The organism is Sandaracinaceae bacterium, from assembly GCA_016706685.1.
Taxonomy (GTDB): domain Bacteria; phylum Myxococcota_A; class Polyangia; order Polyangiales; family Houyiibacteriaceae; genus JADJJE01.
Genome location: JADJJE010000037.1, coordinates 40,254 through 62,940, shown reverse-complemented (window position 1 = coordinate 62,940; position 22,687 = coordinate 40,254). Strand labels below are relative to the sequence as shown.

Genomic DNA, 22,687 nt, shown 5'->3' with positions numbered 1-22,687 from the left:
CTGCGCCGTGCTGCCGGGGGGCTGCGTGCGTCCACCCGCGATGCGCGCCAAGGTGCGGGCATGACGGACAGCGGAGCGAAGCGAGGCCGACAGGCGCGCGGTGAAGCCACGCAGCGCGAGGTGTTGGCGGCCACGCTCCGAGTCCTGGCGCGTGAGGGGGCCCGCGGCGTGACGCACCGAGCGGTGGCGGCCGAGGCGGGCACCTCCCTGCGCGCGACCACCTACTACTTCGAGTCCCGTGAGGTGCTGCTGCGCGAGGCGCTCCGCTACTACGCCGAGACGGCCGGCTCGCGCATCGCGCGCCTGGCGAAGCCCATCGAGCCGAGCGAGGACATGACGCGCGCCGCCGCGGGCCTGCTGGCAGACATCGTGCTCTCGGACCTCCTCGAAGACCGAGAGGGGCTCATCTCGGAGTACGAGCTGGTGCTGCACGTGGGGCGGCAGCCGGATCTCGAGGAGAGCTACGCGGCCTGGCAGGGGCGCCTCGAGTCCGTGCTGCTCGCGTATGCGTCGCTGGCCGGGTCCCCGTGCCCGTCGGTCGACGCCCAGCTGGTGCTCGCCACGCTGCGCGGAATCGAGATCGCCGCGCTGGCCGCCCCGTCGGAGACCCCCAGCCGCGAGCGGCTCATGGTGCTGTTCGAGCGCCTGCTCGCCGGACTCGCGGCCTGAAGACCGGCTATCCTCGCGCGATGCTCGCCGCCATCGCGACCTTCTTCGTTGCCGCGCTCCACGTGCTCTTCATGGTCTTCGAGACCTTCCTCTGGACCACGCCCAAGGTGCGGAAGCGCTTCGGTCAGACCGCCGAGCAGGCCGAGACCACGCGCGTGGTCGCCGCCAACCAGGGCGTCTACAACGGGGCGCTCGCGGCCGGCATCGTCTGGGCGCAAGTGAGCGGAGAACTCGCGGCCCGCGCCATGCTTCTGGTGTTCGTGGTGGTGGTGGGCGTGTACGGCGCCGCCTCGGCGAAGCGCTCCATCCTGTTCATCCAGGCGCTGCCGGCGGCCATCGCGCTCGCGCTGGGGTGGGCCAACCTCTAACGCCCGGCAGTGCGGCTCAGGATGAGCCGAGGCGCTCATCCATGAATTCGCGAAGCGCCGATACGATGAAGTAGCGAGCCTCCGCGACCGGCATGTAGGAAGCATCGTATCGCTCATCGCCATAGCCACCGTCGCGTCGAAAGGCGGAGGCACTGTCCAGATCGAAAACGGCAGGGCCGTCTCCACCGTTCGTCGTCCCCTCAGAGACGATGACCTCCCAGTCGCCCCAGCGTGCGCGAGAGTACCACGCATGTCCGCGACAGGTCCCCCAGCCTTGCACGGGTGCGCTCCCCTCGAGTGCGGTGATGGAGCACCACGCGGGGACGTCCTCCTCGGCGAGTTCATGGCGCGGCATCACCTCAGCCAACGCGCCCGCGAAGATGGGCGCGACCACCTGGTAGTCGGCAGACAACGAGATGCCTTCTGCAGCCACGAACTGCTCCCAGAGGCGCTCCTGCCACCACATCAGCTCGGAGTTTTCCTCGAGCTGCAGCAGGAACCGCTTGTAACGGAGCTCGTCCGCGACGAAAGCCCGGAAGCGTTCTCGCAGCGAGAGCGGTGAACGAGGCTGGTCATCGCGAAGGTCCATGGGGCAGGTAACTTGCTCGTGGTCCTCAAGAGGCGCGCAGCGCGCGCGGGTCGAACGGCGCCTGCTTGCCGGTCTTCTGCTGGTACGTCTCGGCCAGCCACGCGTGCGCCTCGAGCGCGGTGGCGAACTGCTTCTGCGGGCAGGGCGTGCCGGTGATCCAGTTGACGGCCGTGATCATGCCGCGGATGAGGGCGCTGGGTGTGGCGATGGCCACCCCCGAGGTCCACGTGGCGATGGTGCCGCTGTGCCGCGCGAGGTGCTCCGCGAAGCGCTTCCGCTGCGCCGCGCTGAGGCCCATGGAGCCGCGCGCGTCGTGCAAGATGCAGTGGATCTCGCGCCGCGTGAGGTCACCCTCGGACTGCCGCAGGTAGTCTTCGATGAGCTCGTCGCTCAGCGCTCCGCTGGGCCACTTGACGATGATGAGCGGCCACTCGCTGCGGTCGATGTCGATCTTCATGCGCCGGCGAGCCTACACAGCCGCTCGGAGCTTGTCTGTGTAGGTGCTGAGGCTACTCGCGCGGAAGCTCTACGCGCGACTCCGGGTCCACGTAGCGCACCAGGAACACGCGGTGGCGCGCCTCGGGTGCAGGCGTCAGCTCGAGCGGCAGCAACGTGTCCACTAGCGCCTCGGGGGCGAAGTAGAGCAGCGCGCGCCCGGCCTCGGCCAGTGAAACGGGCGGGCGTCCCTCAGCCACGGGGCCGGTGCGCAAGCAGGGACCGAAGTACGCGGGCGACCACGCGTCCAAGAACGCGTCGGCCTCCGCAGGGGCCAGCCCTCGGCGAGTGGCCTCGGCGCGCAGCAGCGCGCGGGCTTGGCCGGGCGTGATCACCGGGTCCCCTTCGGCCGGCATGGCGTAGTCGGGCGCGGTCAGCACGCGCAGGCGTGGGGCACCGTCCACCAGCTCCACCAGCAGCACGGGGCCCTCGAGCACTGCGGAGTCTCGCTTCGTGGTCTGCCACTCGCTGAGCATCCGCACCATCGCGAGCGGCAGCCTGGACGCATCGAGGCCCGCGCCGCGATAGAAGAGCAGCTCGGCCTCGGCCTCCCCGACGCGCACGCAGGTGTCGTTCGCTCCGTAGTAGCGCGGGATCTCGGCGGCCTCGCAGAACGCGTCGCGCACGCCACGGCAGGCTTCGGAGTCTCCCGTGGGGGGCGCGGTAGGGCGGGTGCACGCGCCGCTGCGCGCCGTCACGTTCCAGGTGAGCGCGCCGCTGCTGGGCTCGCCCGGCGGCCAGTGCTCGACGAGGCCATCGTGGGGCAGGCGCACGCGCACGGACACGTCCACCGGCGGCGATCCCTCGGGCACGTGCAGGTAGATGACCGGCTTGCCGCCTTGTGGGCCATGCGTCCCCGAGGTCAGCGGGGCGTCGGAGATCACCTCGGGAATCTGTTCGCCCCAGTGCTCGAGCGCATCGAGGCCCGTGAGCGGCGGGGGGTGCGAGACGACCGTGCCAATGGTGGCCGGACCGCGGGCCGAGGCGTCGACCCCGATGAGCCCCCACTCGTGCAGGGTGTAGCGCGCGGCGGGCGCGGGCGCCGCGGAGGGCGCGGGCGCCGCTGCAGAAGCAGCCGGTGCAGTGGGCTCGCTGCCGCAGGCCATCAGGCATGCGAGCGCTGGGAGGACGAGAACGGACCGGGTCATACGGGAAGCATTCCACGAAGTGCACCTCGCGCGGCCACGCGGGAAGGGGCGGTCGCTGGCTCTTACGAATATTTCGATTAATTCGATTATTGCGTTTGTGCCGGCGAGACCCTATACTGTGGGTCCTGAAGGAGAGTCCGCCATGCCACCAACACGCGAACCAACCATGGAGGCATCCGAGCGCGCCCGCACTGCGCTGCTGCGCCTCGAGCCACTGACGCTGGCTGAGCGCGTGGAGACGTATGTCTCGGTCCGCTCTCCAACGGGTGAAGAGGTCTCGGTCACACTGCCGTCCGAGGCCGTGAGCGCCCTCATCGACGTTCTCGGGCAGATCGCCAACGGCAGCGCGGTGACCATCGTGCCGATGAACGCCGAGGTCACCACGCAGCAAGCCGCCGACTTCCTGAACGTGTCGCGCCCTTTCCTGATCGGGCAGCTGGACGCGCGCGCGATTCCCTACCGCAAGGTCGGCACTCACCGTCGCGTACGAATGTCGGACCTACTCGCCTACAAGGAGCGCGACGACGCCGAACGTCGTGCCATTGCCGACGAACTGTCGGCGGAAGCTCAGAAGCTCGGCCTCGGATACTGAAGCGTGACGTTCACCGTCGTCTACGACGCGAACGTGTTGTTCCCCGCGCCACTGAGGGACCTGTTGGTTCGCATAGCGATCTCCGGCGCGGTCCGGGCGCGTTGGAGCAGCCAGATCCTCGATGAGTGCTTTCGCAACATCCTCGTGCGGCGCCCCGATCTGAACGAAGCGGCGCTCCAACGGACGCGAACGTTGATGAACCGCGCTGTGCGAGATGCTCTGGTGACAGGGCACGAGAGTCTGATCGCTGGCCTCGTTCTCCCCGATCCAGGTGACCGTCACGTGCTCGCCGCAGCGATTCACGCCGGCGCCGAGGCGGTGATCACCTTCAACCTGAAGGACTTCCCAGACGCCACACTCGGGCCGCTGGGCATCGTGGCACGTCACCCGGATGACTTTCTGCTCGACGTGATGAACGCAGCCCCAGGGGCTGTCATTGCAGCCGTGTCAGATCAGGCTCGAGCGCTCAAGAGTCCACCGATGTCGGTCTCCGACTTGCTGGACCTGCTTGCGTCCCAAGGGCTCGCGCAGTCCGTGTCGAGCCTCCGGGCGCTCGTTGTGGCCGCGCTCTGATCACTGTCGCACAAGCAGCGGCCATCGCAGCCGGCGTCGAATCCAAGAGACGCGCTAGAATCGGCTGCATGTTCACCGTGGAGAGGCTGGGTCCCAGCCACCTGAAGCAGGCGCACGAGCTGTTCACCATGATGGCGCAAGTGTTCGAGGAAGAGCGCGCGGTGCTCCCGGACGAGTACGTGCAGCGCCTCCTGCAGCGCGCGGACCTCTTCATCCTCGCAGCGGTCGAAGATGGTTCGATGGTCGGCGGGCTGACCGCGCACGTGTTGCCCATGACCCGCACCGCCACGTCGGAGCTGTTCATCTATGACCTGGCGGTGCGCGTCGATCACCAGCGCCGCGGCATCGGGCGTGCGCTGGTCGAAGAGCTCCACGCGCGCGGCCTGGCCGAGGGCATCGACACCAGCTTCGTCCCGGCCGACGAAGAAGACACCCACGCGCTCGACTTCTATCGGGCGCTCGGAGCCGAGGAGTCGCCTGTGCGCTTCTTCGTGTTCGAGCCCTAGCGTACGCTCCGCGCCATGCGTCCAGAAGACATCGCCTTCGGCCCCCGCGCGTTCGACGTCCCCACGGGGCGCGCGCCCATCCGCGTGAGCTGGCTGGGCACCGCGGGCTTCTGCATCGAGCACGACGGCTACACCGTGCTGATCGACCCCTACGTCACGCGCGCTTCGCTGCTGGCGTGTGCGCGCGCGCCGCTGGTGAGTGACGCCGACGCGGTGCGCCGCTTCGCGCCGAAGGCCGACGCCATCGTCACGGGGCACACGCACTTCGACCACGTGCTGGACGTGCCGGCCATCGCGCGCCACACCGGGGCCAAGGTGTATGGCTCGCGCTCGTGTGTGCACCTCTGCCGCATCGAGGGCCTGCCCGAGCACCAGGTGATGGACGTGGAGTCACGCCGCGGGCAGCCCACCAAGGTGGAGGTGGGACCGTTCGAGCTGCGCTTCATCCCCAGCGTGCACGCGGCCTTCATGCTGGGGCGCATCCCCATGCCGGGCGACATCTCGGACTGCGACCAGATCCCGCTGCGCACGGGGCACTACCGCTGCGGTGCCGTCTTCGGCGTGGACATCCGCGTGGCGGGCAAGCGGCTCTATCACCTGGGCAGCGCAGACCTCTTGGACGCGTACCCGGAGCGTGACGTGGACCTGCTGATGATGTGCGTGGCGGGCTGGACCACCACCGCGCGCTTCTGCCCGCGCGTGATGGGCGCGATCCGTCCGGGAGCCATCTTGCTGTCGCACTGGGACAACTTTTTCGCGCCCATGGACGCGGGCGCCAAGGCGCTGCCCGCCATGCAGATGCCGCGCCTGGTGGAGGGATTGACGGCCGTGGACCCAAGCGTGCGCATTGGCACCGTGCCGCTGCTGGGGAGCGTGGAACTGTGAGGCAACACACCGTCGCGTCAGACGTGACGACAACGCTTTCACGTCCACCGCGAGACGCAGTATCGTGAGGGCAGGCGGGGACACGCACCCGAGCCGATGCCCATCCACTTCGACGACACCGTCCCGCCCAACATCCTGATCACCATCACCGGCAAGGTGGACGCTGAAGAGTACGACAGCTACCACGACGTCCTGCGGAAGCGGATGCTCGCCGCCCGCGCGGCGCGTATGAAGCTGGGCATCATCGTGGACGGCCGCAGCTCGACCCCGCCTGGCGCGAAGGAGCGCAAGCGCATGGCCGAGTTCCTGGAGGAGAACGAGGCGCTGCTGGCGGAGACCGTGGCGGGGCAGGTCATCGTGCTGTCCAACGCGCTCCAGCGCGGCGTGCTGACCGCCATCTTGTGGGTGCGGCCGTTCCCCATGCCGCACTACCTCGCCTCCAGCCGCGAAGAGGGCATGGCGTGGCTCGCCACGTTGCGTCGCGAAGCCGCCTGACGTCTGTCCGCATCGTAGACCCTGGATCCGAAAGGGGTTACAACACTCGTCCATGCTGCCGAGCGAGTCCCCCCAGAGAAGCGCGCTCCCCGCCCTCCCCCTCAACTCCGACGTCAGCCCTTTCAGCGAAGGGGCCAACGAGCGCGTGGCCATCACGCCGCCCACGTGGACGCACCGCGCCCGCGCGGCCATGCGTGAGGTGACGCGCCCGCTGTTCGTGCCCGAGCAGTGGATCCGCTGGCAGATGCGCCGCGCCAAGCTCGAGGCCGAGGTGGTGACCTTGCCGCTCGGCCAGATGCACGTGTGGGTGGGCCCTCCGGGCAAGCCCGCGCTGCTCTTGCTGCACGGCTTCGGCAGCGACGCCATGTGGCAGTGGCACCCGCAGGTGGTCGCGCTCAGCCGCCACTTCCGCCTGTTCGTCCCAGACTTGCTCTACTTCGGGCAGAGCGTGGGCCACGGCGACGACTTCTCGCTCGAGTGCCAGGTGCAGACCTGCCTAGACCTGCTGGACCGCTACGGCGTCGAGCGCGCGCACGCGGTGGGCATCTCGTTCGGTGGGCTGGTGGCCTGCGAGATGGCGTCCAGCCACCCCGAGCGCGTGGAGCGCGTGGTGCTCTCCAACAGCTCGGGGCCCGAGTACCTGCGTGAAGATCACCAGGCCACGCTCGACCACTTCGGCGTGAGCGACATGAACGAGCTGCTGCTGCCGCAGCACCCGGAGGAGATCCGGCGCCTGCTCTCCGTGGCCTGGCACCGCCCGCCGCCCGTGCCGCACTTCGCGCTGGTGGAGGCCTACCAGCAGATGTTCACCACGCACCGTGAAGAGAAGGCCGAGACCATGCGGCAGCTGGTGGCGCGCATCGAGGCGCCCGAGTGGGAAGGCCGCGCCATCGACAAAGACGTGCTCCTGCTGTGGGGCGAGCACGACCGCGTGTTCACCGTGCCGGTGGCCAAGCGCCTGCGGGCCCGCGCCGGTGCGCGCGCGCGGCTGCACGTCATCGCCAACGCCGCGCACTCGCCCAACCAGGAGCGAGGCCGCGAGTACAACCGCGTGCTGCTGCGCTTCCTGCGCGGCAAGCCCATGCTGGCCCCGCGCCGGCGCTGGGCGTAGCGCGCCTCGTAGAAAGTTCGAACCATGAAGCGACTCGCAGGCCAACGCGCCCTCGTCACCGGCGCCAGCAGCGGCATCGGCCAGGAGATCGCGCGCAAGCTGGCCGCGGAAGGGGCCAGCGTGATCCTCACCGCGCGCCGCCTCGACCGGCTAGAGACGCTGGCCGAGCAGCTGCGCACCGAGCACGGCGTCACGGTGGAGGCGTTGCAGAGCGACCTCGAAGACCCCGCGGCACCGCAGCAGCTGTTCGACGCCACCGAGGGCGCGGGCAAGGCCGTGGACGTGCTGGTGAACTGCGCGGGCTTCGCCTTCTACGACGACTTCGTGCGCATCGACTGGCTGAAGCACCAGCGCATGCTGCAGGTGAACGTCATCGCGCTCACCCACCTGTCGCACCTGTTCGCCAAGGCCATGATCCCGCGCAAGCGCGGCCGCATCATGAACATCGCGTCCACGGGGGCCTTCGCGCCCTGCCCCAACTTCGCCAGCTACGCGGCCAGCAAGGCCTACGTGCGCAACCTGACCGAGGCGCTGGACTACGAGCTGCGCAACACCGGCGTGCGCGCCATCTCGGTGAGCCCCGGCGGCACACGCACCGAGTTCCTGGAGCGCGGCGGGCAGGTGCTCAAGAAGTCCGGCGAGTTCGCCATGATGACCGCCGAGGCCTGCGCCGCCATCGCGGTGGACAAGATGCTGCGCGGCCGCCGCAGCGTGGTCACGGGCTTCATGAACGCGTTCAGCGTGTGGATGCTGCGCTTCATCCCGCGCGCTTGGCTGCCCCGCGTCATCGAGCTGAGCATGAGCAGCGCGGTGGAGAAGGCGCCGCCCGCGAGTGGCGCGTAGCAGCAGCCCGTAGACAGCCAGAATACGGCATGATCTGCGATTCCGTTGTCAGTGGATTGAGGTCGTTGCTATCCTGGCCCGCATGACATGCGTAAAGCCCTGGGTCCCCGCGTTCATGATCCTCTTGAGTGCGTTCTCCCCAGGCTGCAGCTGCAGCAGTGACGGCCCCACGCGCGGCATCTGCGACACGCTCTCGCTGACCGGGTGCGGCGAAGCGTGTGGCGCGGGCAGCCCTTGCGGGGCCGGCCTCTACTGCGACGACGACGGCGTGTGCGAAGCCGACTGCACGCCCGCCGGCGACCAGTGCCGCGCCAACGAGATGTGCTCGAGCACCGGGCAATGTGTGCCGAGCGACAGCACCGACCTCGGGCCCCGCCCGGACAACGGACCGGTGCCCGACCTGGGCCCCGTGGTGGACATGGGCGGCTGCGTGGACGAGACGGTGATGGCCGACCGCGTGGTGCCCAACGTGGTGGTGCTGGTGGACCAGTCGGGCAGCATGAACGCCGACTTCGGGACGAACCCCTGCACGGGCGGCGGTCAACCGGCGGGGTGCGCCGTGAACTGCACCACCAACGCCCAGTGCCCGGCGGGCTTCACGTGCTCGGACGGCGACTGCGAGGGCGTGCCCAACCGCTGGGACGCCGTGCGCGACGCGATCCTGGGCGTGCGCACCACCAACATGGCCAACGGGCGCGACATGAGCACGGGCCTGTTCCCCTCGCTGGGCAACCGCATCAACTTCGTGCTCTCGCTCTACACGGCGCGGGCGCAAGGTGGCAGCAGCGCTGCCATCCCGCTCTGCACGGACGGCGTCTGCAACACCACCGGTGAGCACCCTGGCGACGCCACGGCGACCTGCCCGCAGATCGTGAACTTCCCCATCTCGGGCGGCCTCGGCGCGCTGACCACGGCCTACGAGGCCACCACGTGGGCGGACGAGACGCCCACCGGCGCCAGCGTCAACCACGTGGTGCAGAACGTCATCCCGCCCCTGCCCGACCAGGACACCTTCATCATCCTGGCCACCGACGGCGAGCCCGACACGTGCTCGCAGCCCAACCCGCAGAACGGGCAGGAGGAGTCGCTGCTGGCCGTGGAGGCCGCCTTCACTGCGGGCATCCCCACCTTCGTCATCGGCGTGGGCATCAGCTCCGGGCACTTCCAAGAGCTGGCCAACGTGGGCCAGGGGTTGGCGCGCAACGAGCCCATGGCCACGCGGGCGCAGTTCTTCTCGGCCAACGATGTCACGGCGCTGAACACGGCCCTCTCGGGCATCCTGCGCGACCGCATCTCCTGCGACGTGACCCTGAACGGCTCGGTGCCGGCCGGAGAGGAAGACACGGGGACGGTCATCCTCCAGGCGCCCGGCGGCAACCAGACGCTGCCGCTCGACGCCGACGAGAACGGCAACGGTTGGATCCTGCTGAACCCGACCACCATCCGGCTGAACGGCGACGCCTGCGACACGTGGAAGGACGGCGAGTCGGAGCTGGACATCAACTTCCCCTGCGGCACCATCATCTTCGAGTGAGCGTGCTGGGCGCGCCCCGGCTTGCGCTGGCTGCGCAGGCCTGACACCCCCCGCACATGGCGCGCCGCGCGACCGTCTACATCACCCTCACCCTGCTCACCGCGCTGGCCTTCGGTCTGTCGCTGTGGGTGGGCGCGGGTGACTTGAGCGACGCAGCCCTGCGCGACGTGTTCTTGTCTCTGCGCGGGGCGCGCGCGCTGGCCTGCATGCTGGCGGGGAGCGCTCTCGGCGTGGCGGGCGTGCTGGTGCAGGGGCTGTTTCGCAACACGCTGGCCAGCCCGGACCTGCTGGGCACCACCGCGGGCGCCAACCTCGGCGGGCGGCTCGCCATCCTGGCGTTCCAGCCGCTGCTGGTGGCCAGCTCGGGGACGCTGTCGGCGGACGTGCTGTTGCCGCTGGGCTGCCTGGTGGGCGCTGCGCTGTCGCTGGCGCTGCTGTTGGTCTTCGTGCGGCAGGACTCGGACTCGGTGGTGTTGCTGCTGGTGGGCTTCATCCTCGGGTCGCTGTTCCTGAGCGTGGCCAGCTTCGTGACCAGCATCGCGCAGGAGTCCTGGGAGGTGGGCCGCGCGGTGGTGGCCTTCGCGCTCGGCAGCGTGACGGGCACGTCGCTGCGGGTCATCGCGCTGTGCACGCCGCTGGTGCTGGTGGGCACGCTCATGGCGTTTGCATGGGGACGCACGCTGGACGTGCTGCTGTCGGGCGAAGAGGAGGCCAAGACGCTGGGCGTGGACGTGCGCGCCACGCGCTCGTGGGTGGTCATCTGGGTGTCCGTGCTCACCGCGGCGGCGGTCACGCTGGCCGGCAGCATCGCGTTCGTGGGGCTGATCGTGCCGCACGTGCTGCGCCCCATCGTGGGCAGCACCCACCGCAGCCTGGTGCCGGCAGCCGCGCTCCTGGGTGGCGCGTTCGCGGTGCTGTGCGACGTGGCGGCGCGCTCGTTCCCCACCCGCGCCGAAGTGCCGCTGGGCGTGGTCACGGGGCTCTTGGGGGCGCCCGTGTTCTTGTGGCTCCTGCTGCGCCAGCGGCGCATGGAGCGCGACGCGTGAGCCCGGCTCGCGAAGCCGCGGTGACGGCGGCCGGCGTCACGCTGCGCCTCGGCGCGCGCGACATCGTGCGCGACGTGAGCTTCACGGCCCACCACGGCGAAGTGCTGTGCATCGCAGGGCGCAACGGCGCCGGCAAGACCACGCTGCTGCGCGCCATCGCGGGCCTGGGGCCGTTCACGGGGCAGCTGCAGGTGGGCGGGGTCTCGGCCAGCGCGCCGGCGCACCTGCGGGCTCGCGAGGTGGCCTACGTGCCGCAGCGCTCGAGCCTGAGCGCCGCGCTGCCGGTGGCGCGCGTGGTGGAGCAGGGCCGCCACGTCTACCGCGACGCGCTCGGCCGGCTGGGGCGCGAAGACCGCCAGCACATCGACGCGGCGCTCGAGCAGGCGGGCGCGAGCGCGCTGCGGGCGCGGCCGTTCACGGCGCTGAGCTACGGCGAGCAGCGACGGGTGCTGATGGCGCGTGCGCTGGCCACGGGTGCGCGCGTGCTGCTGCTGGACGAGCCCACGGCGGCGCTCGACCTCGAGCAGAGCCTGCGCCTGCTGGAGCTGCTGCAGCGCCTGGCGGGCGAGGGCTACGCCATCGTGGTGGTGCTGCACGCGCTCGACGACGTCATTCGCCACACCGACCGGACGCTGCTGCTGCACGACGGCCGCGTGGACCAGCTGGGCGTGTCGCGCGAGGTGCTGTCGCGCGAGACCATTCGGCGAGTGTACGGCGTGGAGACCGAAGAGCGCGCCGGCCTGCGCTTCACGCTGCCCGTGGAGAGCGCGGGCCGCGCGGGGGCCGAGCCATGACCGTGGCGCGCACGCACGTGCTGAACGGCACCGCGTTGCTGATGGCCGTGGGCGCGTGCGTGGCCATCGCGCTGACGGACGCCCCCACGCCGCCTTCGACGCCTGACCCCAACGCGGCGGCGCGCGAAGTCCGCGACGCCGAAGGGACCGCCGTGCCGGTGCACGCCTACCGTCGCGTCGCTTCGATGTCGCCCATCGCCGACGCCATCCTGCTCGAGACCATCGCCGCGTGGCGCGTGGTGGGTGTCTCCGGGAGCATGCGCGACGGCCTCGGTCCGCACCGCTTCGAGTCGCTGCACAGCGTGGACGGTGCGAGCGTGGAGCAGGTGCTGGCGCTCGGTCCCGACCTGGTCATCGTGAGTGGGATGTCCGCCGGGGGCCAGGTAGCGCAGCTGCGCGACGCAGGGGTGCAGGTCTTCGTCATGGGCGAGATGCGCGGCATCGAGAGCTTCCTGCAGGACGCGCACGACATCGCGCGGCTGGTGGGCGAGGGCCCAGTGGGTGAAGCCCTGGGTCAACGGCTGGCGCAGCGCATGCGCATGGTGGCGGCCGACGTGCCGCAGACTGCACGCCCGCGCGGGCTCTACTTGGGCGTCATCGGGCGGGGCCTGTACGGCGGCGCGAACCACACCAGCTACCACGATGTCCTCGAAGCGGCGGGCCTGCGCGACGCGGTGGCGCACCTCGACAGCTGGCCCGAGCTCACGCCCGAGCAGGTGCTGGAGCTGGACCCCGACGTGGTGGTGGTGCACGAGGGCACGGGGCGGCTCTTGTGCGAGCGCGATGGCCTGCGCACGCTGCGCGCGTGTCAGCGGGAAGGAGGCGCGCGCGTGGTGGAGCTGCCCAGCGGCCTCTTGAACGACCCGGGTCTGGGCATGCTGCCGTGCGCGGAGCGGCTGCGGGCCTTGGTGCACGGCGCACCCACCTTTTCGCCTTCTCAGGAGCCGAGACCCGAATGAGCAGCCCCACAGACCCGAGCCACGACGAGAGCGCCGAGCTCACCCCCTTCGACGTGCTGGCCCTCTCCGCGGGCGGCGACCTGGCTTCGGGCCGCGCCCGCGTGGACCAGATCGCTCAGCGCTTCTACGACGTGATGGAGGAGCGCGAGCCCGCGCTGGCCCTGCTGCACGCGCGCGACGAGCGCGGCAAGGTGGACGCCGGCAGCCGCGAGCGCTTCTCGCTGTTCTTGCTGGGCTGGCTGGGTGGCCCGGCGGAGTACGAGGCGCGCCATGGCCACCCGCGCCTGCGCATGCGCCATGCCCGCGTGCCCATCGATCTCGCCATGCGCGACGCGTGGCTGCGCTGCATGGACCAGGCGCTCACCGACTGCGGCGTCACGGGGGAGCTGCGCGCGTTCTTGGACGAGCGCTTCGCGCACGTGGCCAACTTCCTGCGCAACATCGAGGGCTGACGCACGAACGCTGCGCCCTCAGCCCAGGTCGCACACGTAGCGCCAGCCGCTGGTGCGCATGATCAGCCGGTGCTGCGGACCGTCGTGCTCCAGCAGGTCGCTCGCGTAGCCCGCGTCGCCCGGGTAGAGCGAGACCATCCCGTCGGGCACCTGCTGTGGGCGCGGCAGGATGACCGGAAGCGTGCGCACCGAGGCGGCCGCGAGCGCTTCGGTCACGCTCCCGAACGGCAGCAGCTCGGCCAGCGTCACGTACGTGGGCGGCGGCAGCCCGAGCTCGCCTGCGGCCTGAGCGGCGAGCGCTTCGCGTGGGCTCATGAAGCGACACGACTGCATCTCGGCGCCGTCCGCGCGCAGCTCACCGCCCTCGAACGGCGCCAGGAAGAACCACGTGGCAAAGCGCTTGCGGCGGTCGAGCGGGGTAGTCCAGTGCGACCACGCGGCCAGCGCGGAGCGCGACACGGCCACGCCCACCTCCTCCATGCACTCGCGCACCGCGGCCTGCAGCGCCGCCTCGCGCGAGTCACGGGCGCAGCCGCCGAGGCAGTCCTCGGGGTCCACGCGGCCCCCCGGGAAGACCCACTCGCCACCGTGGAAGTCGAGCTCCGCGCCGCGCTGGCCGAGCAAGACCTCCACGCCACCGTCCGGAGACGGAGCGTCACGCAACAGCACCACGGTGGCCGAGGGCTGGGCGATGACGGGCTCGCTCACGCGCCACCTCCGCGCGGGCGCTGCTTGAACTTCGAGCGCGCCTGCTTGGTGCCCTCGGGGTTGGGCGTGCGCCGCGTGTAGAGCGGGCCGCTGCCCGCGCCTGCGTCGGCCGCCAGCAGCGCGCGCGTCTGCGGCGTCTTCTCCAGCACGTAGAGCGCGCTGCGCGAGCCGATGCTCTCCGCCCCCTCGTACTCGTGGAAGTCGGGGAGCACGGCCGTGATGAGCAGGCCCGCCTCGGCGATCAGGCGCTGCTTCTGCAGGCCCCGCTCGGGCGCGCGGCGGCTCGAGCCGAAGCACACGTACAGCCGCGCGTCGGGGCGCGTGAGCTCGATGGCGCGGCTCAGGAACAGCGCGAAGCCCTCCTCGGCATACGGGGGGTCGGTGAACAGCGCGCCGAAGCGCCCGCGCAGCGCGGCCGGGAGAGGCTCCCGCGCGTCGAGATGCGTGGTCTCGACGGCGAAGCCCTGCTGCGCGCTGCGTGCGCGCAGGAAGCCCAGCAGCGCGTCGTCCACGTCCAGCACGTGCACGCCGCGTGATGCCCCGAGCTGCCCCAGCGCCAAGCTGGTGAGGTCGTCGTCCCCCAGCAGCACCAGCCCGCGCTGCACCTCGCCCGCCGTGATCAGGTGGCGTGCGCGGGCCAGCACCGAGGCCGGGGTGGCCCACACCTGATCGAGCTCGGGGCGCAGGGGCGCGCGGCCCTCGGCGAGTGCCCCGAACGCCGTGGCGTCTTGATCCGTCTGGGCGGCGTCGAGTGCCGCTGGCCGGCGCGCGGCAAACTCGGTCGCCAGCGCCGCGAGGCCCACGTCCGTGGCACGCACCCCGTCAGGGTCCTCGTCGAACCACTTGGGGTAGCGCTCCAGCAGCTCGCGCACCACCGACTCGGCCTCCCCGGCGGAGCGGGCCAAGCCGGGCCGCCGCTTGCGTTGCCGGTCGCCAAGCGCGCGCAGAATTCGAAAGGCACCTTCGTGCATGGGCTCAGCCTGCGTGTTGGGTGAAGAGATAGACGTTGTACGCCACGAAGCACGCGACCAGCAGCGCGCCATGCGCACGGGTCAGCCGTCGCTCGTTGCGAAAGCCGCGCGCCAGCACCAGCACCAGCACGGTCAGCCCGATCATGACGGGGAAGTCGAAGCGCAGCACCGCTTCGTCGAAGCCACCCGGTGCGATGATGCCCGGGAGCGCCAGCACGCCCAGCAGGTTGAAGATGTTGCTGCCCACCACGTTGCCGATGGCGATGTCGTCTTCACCACGCCGGGAGGCCGCAACCGACGCGGCCAGCTCGGGCAAGCTGGTGCCCACGGCCACCACCGTGAGCCCGATGAGCAGATCGGGGACGTTGAAGTGGCGGGCCACGCCCGTGGCACCCCACACCAAGCGGTCGCTGCTGGCCATGAGGATCGCGAGCCCGAAGACCACCCAGAAGAGCGCGACGGGCGTGGACATGTCCCTCGGGATCTCGTCCTCCATCTCCACGCTCAGCGCGTCGGGGCTGACCTCGCTGCCCTCCATGCGCGCCTCGCGCACCACCCAGCTGACCATGCCGATGAGACACAGCAGCAGGGCGATTCCGTCGCCGCGTCCGAGGTGGCGGTCCCACATGAGCGCGTAGGCGCCGAGCGACACGAGCAACAGCACCGGGAGCTCGCGACGGATGACCTTGCTGTGCACGGCCAGCGGACCCACCAGCGCGGAGGCGCCCAGCACCAGCGCCGCGTTGGTGATGTTGGAGCCCACCGCGTTGCCGATGGCGATGCCCGAAGAGCCCTGCGACGCCGCCACGGCCGACACCAGCATCTCCGGCGCCGACGTGCCGAAGCCCACGATGGTCAGGCCGATCAACAGCGGCGAGACGCCCATGTTGTTGGCGAGCGCGGACGCACCCAGCACGAAGCGGTCGGCGCCCCACACCAGAAAGGCGATGCCGCCCAGGATGGAGAGGCCTTCGAGCACGAGAGGAGGAAACGTCATGGGGTGGACCGCCTCACTTCGCCAGGGCCCGGGTGAGGGCCGCGCGCAGCTCCGCGTCGTCGAACACGAAGCCCGCATCGAGCAGCGCCGTGGGCGTGACGAGCTGGCCTTGCAGCAGCAGCTCGGTGGCCATCTCGCCGCCCAGCCCCGCGCGCGCCAGGAAGCCCGGCAGCGGCAGCACCGTGGGCCGGTGCAGCAACGCCCCCAGCGTGCGCGTGAAGCCCGCGTTGTCGAGCAGCTCGGGGCCCACCACGTTGAACGGCCCGCGCAGCTTCGGGTGCGCCAGCAAGAAGCGAAAGGCGCGCACCACGTCGTGCAGGGACACCCACGGGAAGCCCTGCCTGCCCGAGCCCACCACGCCGCCGACGCCCAGCTTGAACGGCGTGATCATCTTGCTGAGCGCACCGCCCTGACCGTCCAGGATCACCCCCAGGCGGGCCACCGCGACGCGCACGCCCGCGTCCCGCGCGGGAGCGAGCGCGCCCTCCCACGCCTCGCACACCTCGGCCAAGAACCCGGTCCCGAGCGGCCCCCCCTCGTCCACCGTGCGCGCCCCCGTGTCGCCGTAGTAGCCCACGGCCGACGCCGAGATCAGCGCCGCCGGCCGCGCGCCCGTCATGCCCGCGAGCGTCTGGGCGATCAAGCGCGTGCCCTGCACGCGGCTCTCGAGCACGTCACGCTTCACGGCGGCGGTCCAGCGCTTGTCACCGATGTTGGCCCCAGCCAGGTGCACCACCGCATCGGCGTCGGCCAGGTGCGCCGGGTCCAGCACGCCGTCGCCCGGAGCCCAGAAGCGGGCGTCGGCCCCGACCTCGCCGCGGCCCCGCACCAGCCGCACCACCCGCACGCCATCCTGCTGGAGCGAGCGCGACAGCGCGCGCCCCACCATGCCCGAGGCTCCGGTGATCACGACGGTCGAAGGTTCACGCACGTTCTCGGTCATCACCCACCCTGCCACAAATCGCGGTGAGAGGCTGGCCTCGCCCCATCGGCCGTCTCAGTCGGCGTAGTGGAACACCACACGGCCCCACGTCTCGGTGCCCGATAGATCGCTTCGGCAGCTGAGCTCGAGCGGGCGCGTAGAATGGTCACGCGTCAGGGGGCACTCGAGCCAGTGGTCCTCCGCCGGCAGACTCCCGTTGGCGTAGCGCATCTGGGCGACGTCCCATCCCTCACCGAACTCAACGCAGGTCGGGTGCACGTAGTCCACGTGCCGGACTCCGGAGACCATACCCGCTTCATACTGGAACTCGGTGTCTGTGAAGCGGCTGTCGACGCACTCGCAGCTCTCCGAGAACTCCTGACGGTGGATGAGCCTACCGTCGGCCGCATAGACGTACCGCGTCTGCGCGGTGTCTTGGCAGCCACGACAGGCATCGGGGTCTTCATCGTCGATGTCCAGATCACCCTCTGCATCAGCCTCGAGCGCTTCGGGCGAGCACGTGATGGTGACGAGGCGCAAGGCCTCTCCCCCGCTCGGCAGCGCATCGAGATGCACGTAGTCCGTGATCGCAACCCCCTCTTCGTCCCCGGAGTGATGCGCAGTCCCGTAGTCCCGTCGCGCGATCCCCCTCCGTTCCAGCACCCACACTTCCACCTCCGACCGGTGCATCGGCGCATCGATGCTGGTGTCACCGAGCAGCGGGGCGACGAGTGCCCCGAGGACGCGCTCGCTTCCGTCCGCTGCGGGCTCGCCGCACGGCTCGTACCGCTCCCCTACAGCGCACCACGAGATGCCCGTGAAGCCGTCGTAGGGAAAGGAGAAGTCCGCACGCACGGGCCGCGGCATGACGTCGCTCGTGACGACCGAGGGCGTCGTGGGCGTCACGCCGCGGCGGCGCAGCCCACGAGCACGAGCGCGAGGGGGTGGACAAGCGCAGACCACGAGCGATTCGAAGGGGTGACTGGAGTCAGGCGCATGGTGCTGACTACTACGGGCGAGGGCAGAAGCCCATCGGTCCCCTGGGCCGCGACCCGTCCCACACGGCAGGAGTGGCGGTCGGGTGGTGACCCGACGACCCGGTGTATCGAGCCACGCTGCCCAACCACCTCACGGCACAGACTGGTCACGATGGCGTGACGGGGGCGTGCCTCCCCCGCTGAGCTCAGTCGAGCCCCTGTACCGCAGGAGCGGCGCATCCCCCGACGGATTCCCCGCGCGAGCGCGAGACGTCAGCCACCGCCGGGGCGGGGCGGGGGTCAGCAAGGGCGTGGGGAGGACCCCCAAAAACAAACGCAGCGCAGCGAAGTGCAGTTTTTCAGGGAGGACCCGACAGGACGCGCCAGCGCGTCCGTGCCCGCCGCGACCCCCGCCCCGCCCCGGCGGATCGATCACGCCTCCCTCACAGCAACGGGAGCAGTCGGGTGGTGACCCGCGACAACCCGGTGTATGGTGGCGGCCTGATGAATATCCTCGTCCTAACGGGCGGACTCGAGGAAGACCCCTTCACCGCAGCGCTCACCAAGTCTCTGCGGACCCTCGATCACCGCGTCACCACGCTCTCCCCGCTCTACAAGAGCATCGACCCCAACCAGCGCGCGCTGGCTCGACGGCTCGTCAAGCTCAGCGCCGAAGTAGACGGTGAGCGGTTCGCCTGCGAGCTGTACACGGGGCGCAACATCCACGGGGTGGAGCAGGTCTACATCGGCCACCCGGAGATCTTCGCGAAGGCGGCCGACCTCACGGACGGCGACGAGGCCACCGTGCGTCGCCGTGTCGCGGTGTTCGCTCAGGCCGCCGCTGCGTTCGTGCGGGACGACATCACCATCAGCGCCGAGATCGTGCATGGCCTCGGGGCCGGCGGCACCGCGGCGCTGCGTGAGCTGGCCGAGATGGACCACCCCACGCCGCGCGTGCTCAGCGCCGACGCCGACGTGCTGGCGCGCTCGCTGGACCTCGCCTCCACGCTGATCGCGTCCACAGCATCGGAAGCCGAGGCCGTGCTGGGCGTGCTGGCCGAGCGTCACGTGGACGACCGCGCCGGCAAGTCCGTGCGCGTGGTGGCCACCGGCGTGGACACCAGCCTCTGGAACCCGCTCACCGACTCGCACCTCTCGTCGCGCTTCGACCCCATCGACCGCAGCGGCAAGGCGCGCAGCAAGGCCGGCCTGCAGCGTGAGCTGTCCCTGCCCGTGCGCCCCGAAGTGCCGCTCATCGGCGTCGTGGCTAGCGCCCGCGACACCGGCGCGCTCGCCGCGTTCGTGTCCGCCGCCGCCGAGCTGTTGCGCAACGACGTGCAGATCGTGGTGCAGGCCGACGGCAGCGGCGAAGTCGTGGCCAGCCTCGAGGACCTCTGGGACCGCTTTCCCGGACCGCCTCCAGATCCGCACCGGCAGCGAGCGCGCGCTCACGCACGCCATCGTGGGCTCGGTGGACCTCTTGCTCTCGCTCTCGGCCATGGGTGACCTGGCGCGCGAAGCGCAGCGCTACGGCACCCTGCCCATCCTCGCGCGCTCGGCTCCCGTGGCCGACGCCCTCGTGGACTGCGACGGCACACTGAGCAGCGGCAACGTGTTCCTGGCGGACGCGCTGGACGCCCCGTCGCTGCTGGCCACCACGCAGCGCGCCATCGCCGCGTACCTGCAGCGTGACGCCTTCCTGCCGCTGCAGCGCCGCGTGATGGAGCTGGACAACAGCTGGGCCAAGGCCGCCCACGGCTTCGTGCGCGCCTACAAGAGCGCCCTGCCGGTCCGCGAAGAAGAAGCCGCGTAGCCGGAACCAAATGGGGTGCGCGGTGTCCTATCGCCATGCGCACACTCACGTTCCGGCAGCGCCGGCTGCTCCGCAAGGTCGACCATCAGCTGCGCGCCAGCGCCGAAGCCGGCGCCGAGAGCGCCGACGGTGAGCTCAACATCGTCCCGTTCCTGGACGTGGTGGTGAACCTCATCATGTTCCTCTTGATGACGGTGACCGCCACGCTCGCCCTCGCGCAGGTGCCGAGCGAGGTGCCCGAGACGCGCGGGTCGGGCGTCTCCCCGCGCGCGCCCGTGCCTCCCGCTCCGCCGTTGGTGCACCTCGGGCATGACGGCGTGCACGTGTTTCTGGATGGCCAGCGGCTGGCTCCCGGGTGCACGGCGGAAGGCGATGGTGCCGTGACCGTTCCGCTGGTCGGTGGCCAGCACGACTGGCTCGGGCTGCGGAGCTGCGCGACGGCACTGCGAGGCTCGCTCGCGGCCGGGCAGCGCGTGGACCTCTCCGCCACCGGAGACACGCCCTACGACGAGGTCATCCACGCGATGGACGCCCTGCGCGGGCCGGTCAGCGCGCCACTGTTCCCGGACGTGCGCTGGATCGCGCCGGGCACGGCTCGCTGAGAGCTCCAGGTTGAAACCTGAAGAACCGATGCAGCTCGCGAGGAGGCCGATTCGATTCGCCGGAAGGCACGGTCGGCACCCACAGCTTCAGCCTGAGGATTCAACACAAGTCTTGGCAGGCTCCGGTCAGCATGAATCGGTCATGTTTCAAGGGACTTTGGCACCCCGGCTTGAAAGCCAGGCATCCTCGCCCTGACCGACGCGGAAGTCCAGCCCCTAACGGCCCGGACTGGGCGGTTCCGCAGGGAACGTGAGCTCCCCGCCGTGAATGATGCACGCCCATCCGACCTTCAAAGACGCAGTCCGCGCCCGGGATGCTGCCCCGGACTTCAGTCCGGGGTGCCCATAGTGCCTTGCAGCAGGTGAATCGGCCGCCTGCGAGATGTGTAGAATCCTCAGGCTTCGGCGCTTCAGCCGCAGGCTACCCCAGCACCTGCAGCGCCCTGCCCAGCTTGTTGCCCGGGCGCACCAACGCGCGCGTGGGACGCTCGGCCGGCAGCGCATCGAAGGCGTCTTTCCAGGCACGGAACGCGCCGCCGTTGTGCACCGCGTCGAGCACGGCGCGCCCCTCGGCCTGACCGCCCTGCGCCAGCACGTACTCCACCCAGGCCCAACGCGCGCTGGTGCCGCGCACGTCCACCTTGCCGCGCACGCCCTTGCGCAAGCGGTCGAGGCGCCCGTCCACCAGCTTGATGCCCGCGAAGCCCGCGCCGTCGAGGGGTGTGTTGCGCTTGGCCACGAAGGGCGCGATGCCCAGCGAGAGCGGCACGATCTGGCTGAGGCGCACGCTGAACGCGATGAGCTCGTCCACGTCGTCGTCGTTCTCGCCCGGCAGGCCCAGCATCATGTAGAGCTTGAGGCGCTTGAAGCCGTGCGCGCGCGCGAACTCGGCGGCGCTCACCAGCACGCTCTCGGGGGCACGGCGCTGGATGCGGTCGCGCATGCGCTGGCTGGCACCGTCGCTGGCGGTGGTGAGCACGGTCTGCCCGCCGCGCCGCAGCGCCGCGCACAGGCGGTCGTTCAGGCGGTCGGCGCGCAGCGAGGACAGCCCCACCTCGCGGCCGGTGTCGCACAGCCGCTCCACCAGCTCGGCGATGTGCGGGTGGTCGGTGGTGGCGGCGCCCACCAAGCCCACGCGGCGAGCCTGCTCGGGCACCAGCGAGAGCACCTTCTGGATGTCGAACGTGCGCATGCCGTCGTTGGTGGAGCGGCGCATCACGCAGTACTCGCAGCCGCGGTGGCAGCCCCGCTCGGGCTCCACCAAGAACATCTCGCGCAGCTCGGTGTGAGGCGTGAGGATCTGCGAGTACGCCGGCAGGCACGCGTCGTTCGACTTGGCCACGGGCGGCATGGCGTCGCCGTGCAGCGCCGGCACGAAGGCCGAGGGGATGCGGTCGGCCAGCGCGCGCAGCACGGCCGCGCGGTCGCCCTCGGCAAACACGATGTCGAGCGCCTCGTGGATGGTCTCGTCGGCCTCGCCCATGAGGATGACGTCCACGAAGGGCGCGAGCGGCAGCGGGTTCGAGAACGTGAGCGGCCCGCCCGCAATGACGATGGGGTGGCTCGCGTTGCGGTCTTCCGCGAGCGGCGGCAGCCCGGCCAGCTCGAGGCACTCCACCACCCCGGCGAGCTCCAGCTCGTAGGCCACCGAGAGCGCGATCACCGTGTAGCTGCTGACTGGGCGCAGCGCCTCGTAGGTGATCAGCGGAGCCCGGCTCTGACGCGCGGCCGCCACGTCGTCCGGCAGGAACGCGCGGTGCGCGGCGCGGCTCGGCTGCTGGTTGATGGCCCGATACAGCGTCTGGAAGCCCAGCGACGACATGCCCGTGTGGTAGGGGCTCGGGTACACGAACGCGACGCTCTCGGGGGCGTCCACCACCAGGGTGCCCAGCTCGTCGCGCAGGCGCGCGCGGATCGCCTCGACGTCCGCGCCGTGACTCAACGGATCCCCTGGAACATGCGCCCCCAGCGATGCTCGCGGCCGGGGTCGTTGGACCAATAGATGAAGAGCGCGTGACCCTTCACGCGGCTCAGCGGGATGAGGCCGATGCGGCGGCTGTCGTTGGACTGATCGCGGTGATCGCCCAACACCACGATGTGCCCGTCGGGCACGGTGACCGGCGCCCAGTTGGCGAGGTCGCGGCTCGCGAACCCGAGGTCCGCGTGGCTGGTGCGCCACGAGCGGTCGCCCACCGTCTCTTCGTAGACGCGGCACTCCGGGTCCACCACCTTCTGCGAGTCTTCTTCGCAGACGCCCACCTCCACGGTGGGAACGGCCTCGCCGTTGCGGAACACCTGCCCGTCCACCATGGAGACGGTGTCGCCGGCCACACCGATGACGCGCTTCACGATGTCCTCTTCGTCCTGCGGGCTCTTCACGATGACCACGTCGCCCACCTCGGGCGAGCCCCACGTCAGGATGGCTTCGCGCGAGAATGGCAGGAACAGGCCGTAGGGGTACTTGGCCACCACCACGCGGTCGCCGTTGAGCAGCGAGGGCTCCATGGAGGGCCCGTCGATGGCGAAGGCCTCGAAGAACACGATGCGGATGAAGAGCGCCAGCGCGATGGCGCCCGGCGATGGTCTTGACGTTGGCCGCCAGGCTGTCGTCCTCGGGCGGCGCGCGGCGCTTCTCGGG

At 70.6% G+C, this 22,687-nt stretch carries 27 protein-coding genes; 17 read left to right on the top strand and 10 right to left on the bottom strand.

The features are described 5' to 3' along the window. Positions 1 to 60 precede the first annotated feature (60 nt). Positions 61 to 669: a TetR family transcriptional regulator gene (locus IPI43_28785; GenBank protein MBK7778067.1), complete on the top strand. Its 609-nt coding sequence runs from the start codon at positions 61 to 63 to the stop codon at positions 667 to 669. Positions 670 to 689: 20 nt separating this feature from the next. Continuing rightward, the gene (locus IPI43_28780; GenBank protein MBK7778066.1) at positions 690 to 1,037 is read left to right on the top strand and encodes a DUF1304 domain-containing protein; all 348 of its coding nucleotides are present in this window, start codon (positions 690 to 692) and stop codon (positions 1,035 to 1,037) included. 16 nt (positions 1,038 to 1,053) lie between these two features. Here the strand turns inward: IPI43_28780 and IPI43_28775 are convergent, their stop codons facing one another. From IPI43_28775 to IPI43_28765, 3 genes are read right to left on the bottom strand one after another with little or no spacing between them, the layout of a single operon-like run. Next, positions 1,054 to 1,626, bottom strand: coding sequence for a hypothetical protein (locus IPI43_28775; GenBank protein MBK7778065.1), 573 nt, complete (start codon positions 1,624 to 1,626; stop codon positions 1,054 to 1,056). Positions 1,627 to 1,651: 25 nt separating this feature from the next. Continuing rightward, entirely contained in the window at positions 1,652 to 2,083 is a 432-nt protein-coding gene (locus IPI43_28770) for a hypothetical protein (protein MBK7778064.1), read from the bottom strand. Between the two features lie 52 nt (positions 2,084 to 2,135). Next, on the bottom strand, positions 2,136 to 3,269 hold the full coding sequence (locus IPI43_28765; protein MBK7778063.1) for a hypothetical protein: 1,134 nt from the start codon (positions 3,267 to 3,269) through the stop codon (positions 2,136 to 2,138). Positions 3,270 to 3,411: 142 nt separating this feature from the next. Between IPI43_28765 and IPI43_28760 the strand changes: the two genes are divergently transcribed. From IPI43_28760 to IPI43_28705, 12 genes are all read left to right on the top strand, one after another. Then, the gene (locus IPI43_28760) at positions 3,412 to 3,861 is read left to right on the top strand and encodes a helix-turn-helix domain-containing protein (protein ID MBK7778062.1); all 450 of its coding nucleotides are present in this window, start codon (positions 3,412 to 3,414) and stop codon (positions 3,859 to 3,861) included. A gap of 3 nt (positions 3,862 to 3,864) precedes the next feature. Beyond that, positions 3,865 to 4,434 (top strand): PIN domain-containing protein, encoded by a 570-nt coding sequence (locus IPI43_28755; GenBank protein ID MBK7778061.1) that lies wholly within the window; start codon positions 3,865 to 3,867, stop codon positions 4,432 to 4,434. Between the two features lie 68 nt (positions 4,435 to 4,502). Further along, positions 4,503 to 4,940, top strand: a complete 438-nt coding sequence (locus IPI43_28750) for a GNAT family N-acetyltransferase (protein ID MBK7778060.1) — start codon at positions 4,503 to 4,505, stop codon at positions 4,938 to 4,940. Positions 4,941 to 4,955: 15 nt separating this feature from the next. Next, on the top strand, positions 4,956 to 5,825 hold the full coding sequence (locus IPI43_28745; protein MBK7778059.1) for an MBL fold metallo-hydrolase: 870 nt from the start codon (positions 4,956 to 4,958) through the stop codon (positions 5,823 to 5,825). 96 nt (positions 5,826 to 5,921) lie between these two features. Next, positions 5,922 to 6,320 carry a hypothetical protein gene (locus IPI43_28740; protein ID MBK7778058.1) on the top strand — a complete coding sequence of 133 codons (399 nt, stop codon included), beginning with the start codon at positions 5,922 to 5,924 and terminating at the stop codon, positions 6,318 to 6,320. A gap of 52 nt (positions 6,321 to 6,372) precedes the next feature. Next, entirely contained in the window at positions 6,373 to 7,431 is a 1,059-nt protein-coding gene (locus IPI43_28735; GenBank protein MBK7778057.1) for an alpha/beta hydrolase, read from the top strand. Positions 7,432 to 7,455: 24 nt separating this feature from the next. Next, positions 7,456 to 8,274: an SDR family oxidoreductase gene (locus IPI43_28730; GenBank protein MBK7778056.1), complete on the top strand. Its 819-nt coding sequence runs from the start codon at positions 7,456 to 7,458 to the stop codon at positions 8,272 to 8,274. Between the two features lie 82 nt (positions 8,275 to 8,356). Then, on the top strand, positions 8,357 to 9,808 hold the full coding sequence (locus IPI43_28725) for a hypothetical protein (GenBank protein MBK7778055.1): 1,452 nt from the start codon (positions 8,357 to 8,359) through the stop codon (positions 9,806 to 9,808). A gap of 56 nt (positions 9,809 to 9,864) precedes the next feature. Beyond that, complete coding sequence (locus IPI43_28720) at positions 9,865 to 10,854, top strand: iron ABC transporter permease (protein MBK7778054.1); 990 nt, start codon at positions 9,865 to 9,867, stop codon at positions 10,852 to 10,854. Next, complete coding sequence (locus tag IPI43_28715) at positions 10,851 to 11,648, top strand: ABC transporter ATP-binding protein (GenBank protein ID MBK7778053.1); 798 nt, start codon at positions 10,851 to 10,853, stop codon at positions 11,646 to 11,648. The genes IPI43_28720 and IPI43_28715 overlap by 4 nt, the downstream gene beginning before the upstream one ends. Further along, positions 11,645 to 12,607, top strand: coding sequence for an ABC transporter substrate-binding protein (locus IPI43_28710; protein ID MBK7778052.1), 963 nt, complete (start codon positions 11,645 to 11,647; stop codon positions 12,605 to 12,607). Before IPI43_28715 ends, IPI43_28710 begins: the two co-directional genes overlap by 4 nt. Further along, positions 12,604 to 13,059, top strand: a complete 456-nt coding sequence (locus IPI43_28705; protein ID MBK7778051.1) for a cyanoglobin — start codon at positions 12,604 to 12,606, stop codon at positions 13,057 to 13,059. Before IPI43_28710 ends, IPI43_28705 begins: the two co-directional genes overlap by 4 nt. An 18-nt stretch (positions 13,060 to 13,077) precedes the next feature. Here the strand turns inward: IPI43_28705 and IPI43_28700 are convergent, their stop codons facing one another. The 5 genes from IPI43_28700 to IPI43_28680 are packed head-to-tail and all read right to left on the bottom strand — an operon-like array spanning position 13,078 to position 17,563. After that, positions 13,078 to 13,767, bottom strand: coding sequence for an NUDIX hydrolase (locus IPI43_28700; GenBank protein MBK7778050.1), 690 nt, complete (start codon positions 13,765 to 13,767; stop codon positions 13,078 to 13,080). Then, the gene (locus IPI43_28695; protein ID MBK7778049.1) at positions 13,764 to 14,738 is read right to left on the bottom strand and encodes a bis-aminopropyl spermidine synthase family protein; all 975 of its coding nucleotides are present in this window, start codon (positions 14,736 to 14,738) and stop codon (positions 13,764 to 13,766) included. The genes IPI43_28700 and IPI43_28695 overlap by 4 nt, the downstream gene beginning before the upstream one ends. Positions 14,739 to 14,742: 4 nt before the next feature. Beyond that, entirely contained in the window at positions 14,743 to 15,735 is a 993-nt protein-coding gene (locus IPI43_28690) for a calcium/sodium antiporter (protein ID MBK7778048.1), read from the bottom strand. A 13-nt stretch (positions 15,736 to 15,748) separates the two neighbouring features. Beyond that, a complete protein-coding gene (locus tag IPI43_28685) occupies positions 15,749 to 16,678 on the bottom strand; it encodes a TIGR01777 family protein (protein ID MBK7778047.1) in 930 nt (309 codons plus the stop codon). Between the two features lie 54 nt (positions 16,679 to 16,732). After that, entirely contained in the window at positions 16,733 to 17,563 is an 831-nt protein-coding gene (locus IPI43_28680; protein ID MBK7778046.1) for a hypothetical protein, read from the bottom strand. Positions 17,564 to 18,138: 575 nt separating this feature from the next. On the opposite strand from IPI43_28680, the gene IPI43_28675 reads away from it, so the two are divergent. The 3 genes from IPI43_28675 to IPI43_28665 are packed head-to-tail and all read left to right on the top strand — an operon-like array spanning position 18,139 to position 20,049. Beyond that, complete coding sequence (locus IPI43_28675) at positions 18,139 to 19,140, top strand: glycogen/starch synthase (GenBank protein ID MBK7778045.1); 1,002 nt, start codon at positions 18,139 to 18,141, stop codon at positions 19,138 to 19,140. Further along, entirely contained in the window at positions 19,106 to 19,447 is a 342-nt protein-coding gene (locus IPI43_28670) for a hypothetical protein (GenBank protein MBK7778044.1), read from the top strand. The genes IPI43_28675 and IPI43_28670 overlap by 35 nt, the downstream gene beginning before the upstream one ends. Before the next feature lie 35 nt (positions 19,448 to 19,482). After that, positions 19,483 to 20,049 carry a biopolymer transporter ExbD gene (locus tag IPI43_28665; GenBank protein MBK7778043.1) on the top strand — a complete coding sequence of 189 codons (567 nt, stop codon included), beginning with the start codon at positions 19,483 to 19,485 and terminating at the stop codon, positions 20,047 to 20,049. Positions 20,050 to 20,470: 421 nt separating this feature from the next. Here the strand turns inward: IPI43_28665 and IPI43_28660 are convergent, their stop codons facing one another. Together IPI43_28660 and lepB are read right to left on the bottom strand one after the other, a co-directional pair. Further along, positions 20,471 to 21,991 carry a radical SAM protein gene (locus tag IPI43_28660; protein MBK7778042.1) on the bottom strand — a complete coding sequence of 507 codons (1,521 nt, stop codon included), beginning with the start codon at positions 21,989 to 21,991 and terminating at the stop codon, positions 20,471 to 20,473. After that, positions 21,988 to 22,590, bottom strand: coding sequence for a signal peptidase I (lepB, locus tag IPI43_28655; GenBank protein MBK7778041.1), 603 nt, complete (start codon positions 22,588 to 22,590; stop codon positions 21,988 to 21,990). The genes IPI43_28660 and lepB overlap by 4 nt, the downstream gene beginning before the upstream one ends. Positions 22,591 to 22,687: the final 97 nt, after the last annotated feature.

Excerpts from the sequence above, each read along its gene's own strand:
- IPI43_28720 (MBK7778054.1), top strand. The coding sequence starts at position 9,865 with ATGGCGCGCCGCGCGACCGTCTACATCACCCTCACCCTGCTCACCGCG.
- IPI43_28780 (MBK7778066.1), top strand. The coding sequence starts at position 690 with ATGCTCGCCGCCATCGCGACCTTCTTCGTTGCCGCGCTCCACGTGCTC.
- IPI43_28665 (MBK7778043.1), top strand. The coding sequence starts at position 19,483 with ATGCGCACACTCACGTTCCGGCAGCGCCGGCTGCTCCGCAAGGTCGAC.
- IPI43_28750 (MBK7778060.1), top strand. The coding sequence starts at position 4,503 with ATGTTCACCGTGGAGAGGCTGGGTCCCAGCCACCTGAAGCAGGCGCAC.
- IPI43_28785 (MBK7778067.1), top strand. The coding sequence starts at position 61 with ATGACGGACAGCGGAGCGAAGCGAGGCCGACAGGCGCGCGGTGAAGCC.
- IPI43_28695 (MBK7778049.1), bottom strand. The coding sequence starts at position 14,738 with ATGCACGAAGGTGCCTTTCGAATTCTGCGCGCGCTTGGCGACCGGCAA.
- IPI43_28675 (MBK7778045.1), top strand. The coding sequence starts at position 18,139 with ATGAATATCCTCGTCCTAACGGGCGGACTCGAGGAAGACCCCTTCACC.
- IPI43_28685 (MBK7778047.1), bottom strand. The coding sequence starts at position 16,678 with ATGACCGAGAACGTGCGTGAACCTTCGACCGTCGTGATCACCGGAGCC.
- IPI43_28745 (MBK7778059.1), top strand. The coding sequence starts at position 4,956 with ATGCGTCCAGAAGACATCGCCTTCGGCCCCCGCGCGTTCGACGTCCCC.
- IPI43_28740 (MBK7778058.1), top strand. The coding sequence starts at position 5,922 with ATGCCCATCCACTTCGACGACACCGTCCCGCCCAACATCCTGATCACC.
- IPI43_28735 (MBK7778057.1), top strand. The coding sequence starts at position 6,373 with ATGCTGCCGAGCGAGTCCCCCCAGAGAAGCGCGCTCCCCGCCCTCCCC.
- IPI43_28775 (MBK7778065.1), bottom strand. The coding sequence starts at position 1,626 with ATGGACCTTCGCGATGACCAGCCTCGTTCACCGCTCTCGCTGCGAGAA.
- IPI43_28710 (MBK7778052.1), top strand. The coding sequence starts at position 11,645 with ATGACCGTGGCGCGCACGCACGTGCTGAACGGCACCGCGTTGCTGATG.
- IPI43_28705 (MBK7778051.1), top strand. The coding sequence starts at position 12,604 with ATGAGCAGCCCCACAGACCCGAGCCACGACGAGAGCGCCGAGCTCACC.
- IPI43_28770 (MBK7778064.1), bottom strand. The coding sequence starts at position 2,083 with ATGAAGATCGACATCGACCGCAGCGAGTGGCCGCTCATCATCGTCAAG.
- IPI43_28760 (MBK7778062.1), top strand. The coding sequence starts at position 3,412 with ATGCCACCAACACGCGAACCAACCATGGAGGCATCCGAGCGCGCCCGC.
- IPI43_28765 (MBK7778063.1), bottom strand. The coding sequence starts at position 3,269 with ATGACCCGGTCCGTTCTCGTCCTCCCAGCGCTCGCATGCCTGATGGCC.
- IPI43_28725 (MBK7778055.1), top strand. The coding sequence starts at position 8,357 with ATGACATGCGTAAAGCCCTGGGTCCCCGCGTTCATGATCCTCTTGAGT.
- IPI43_28730 (MBK7778056.1), top strand. The coding sequence starts at position 7,456 with ATGAAGCGACTCGCAGGCCAACGCGCCCTCGTCACCGGCGCCAGCAGC.
- IPI43_28690 (MBK7778048.1), bottom strand. The coding sequence starts at position 15,735 with ATGACGTTTCCTCCTCTCGTGCTCGAAGGCCTCTCCATCCTGGGCGGC.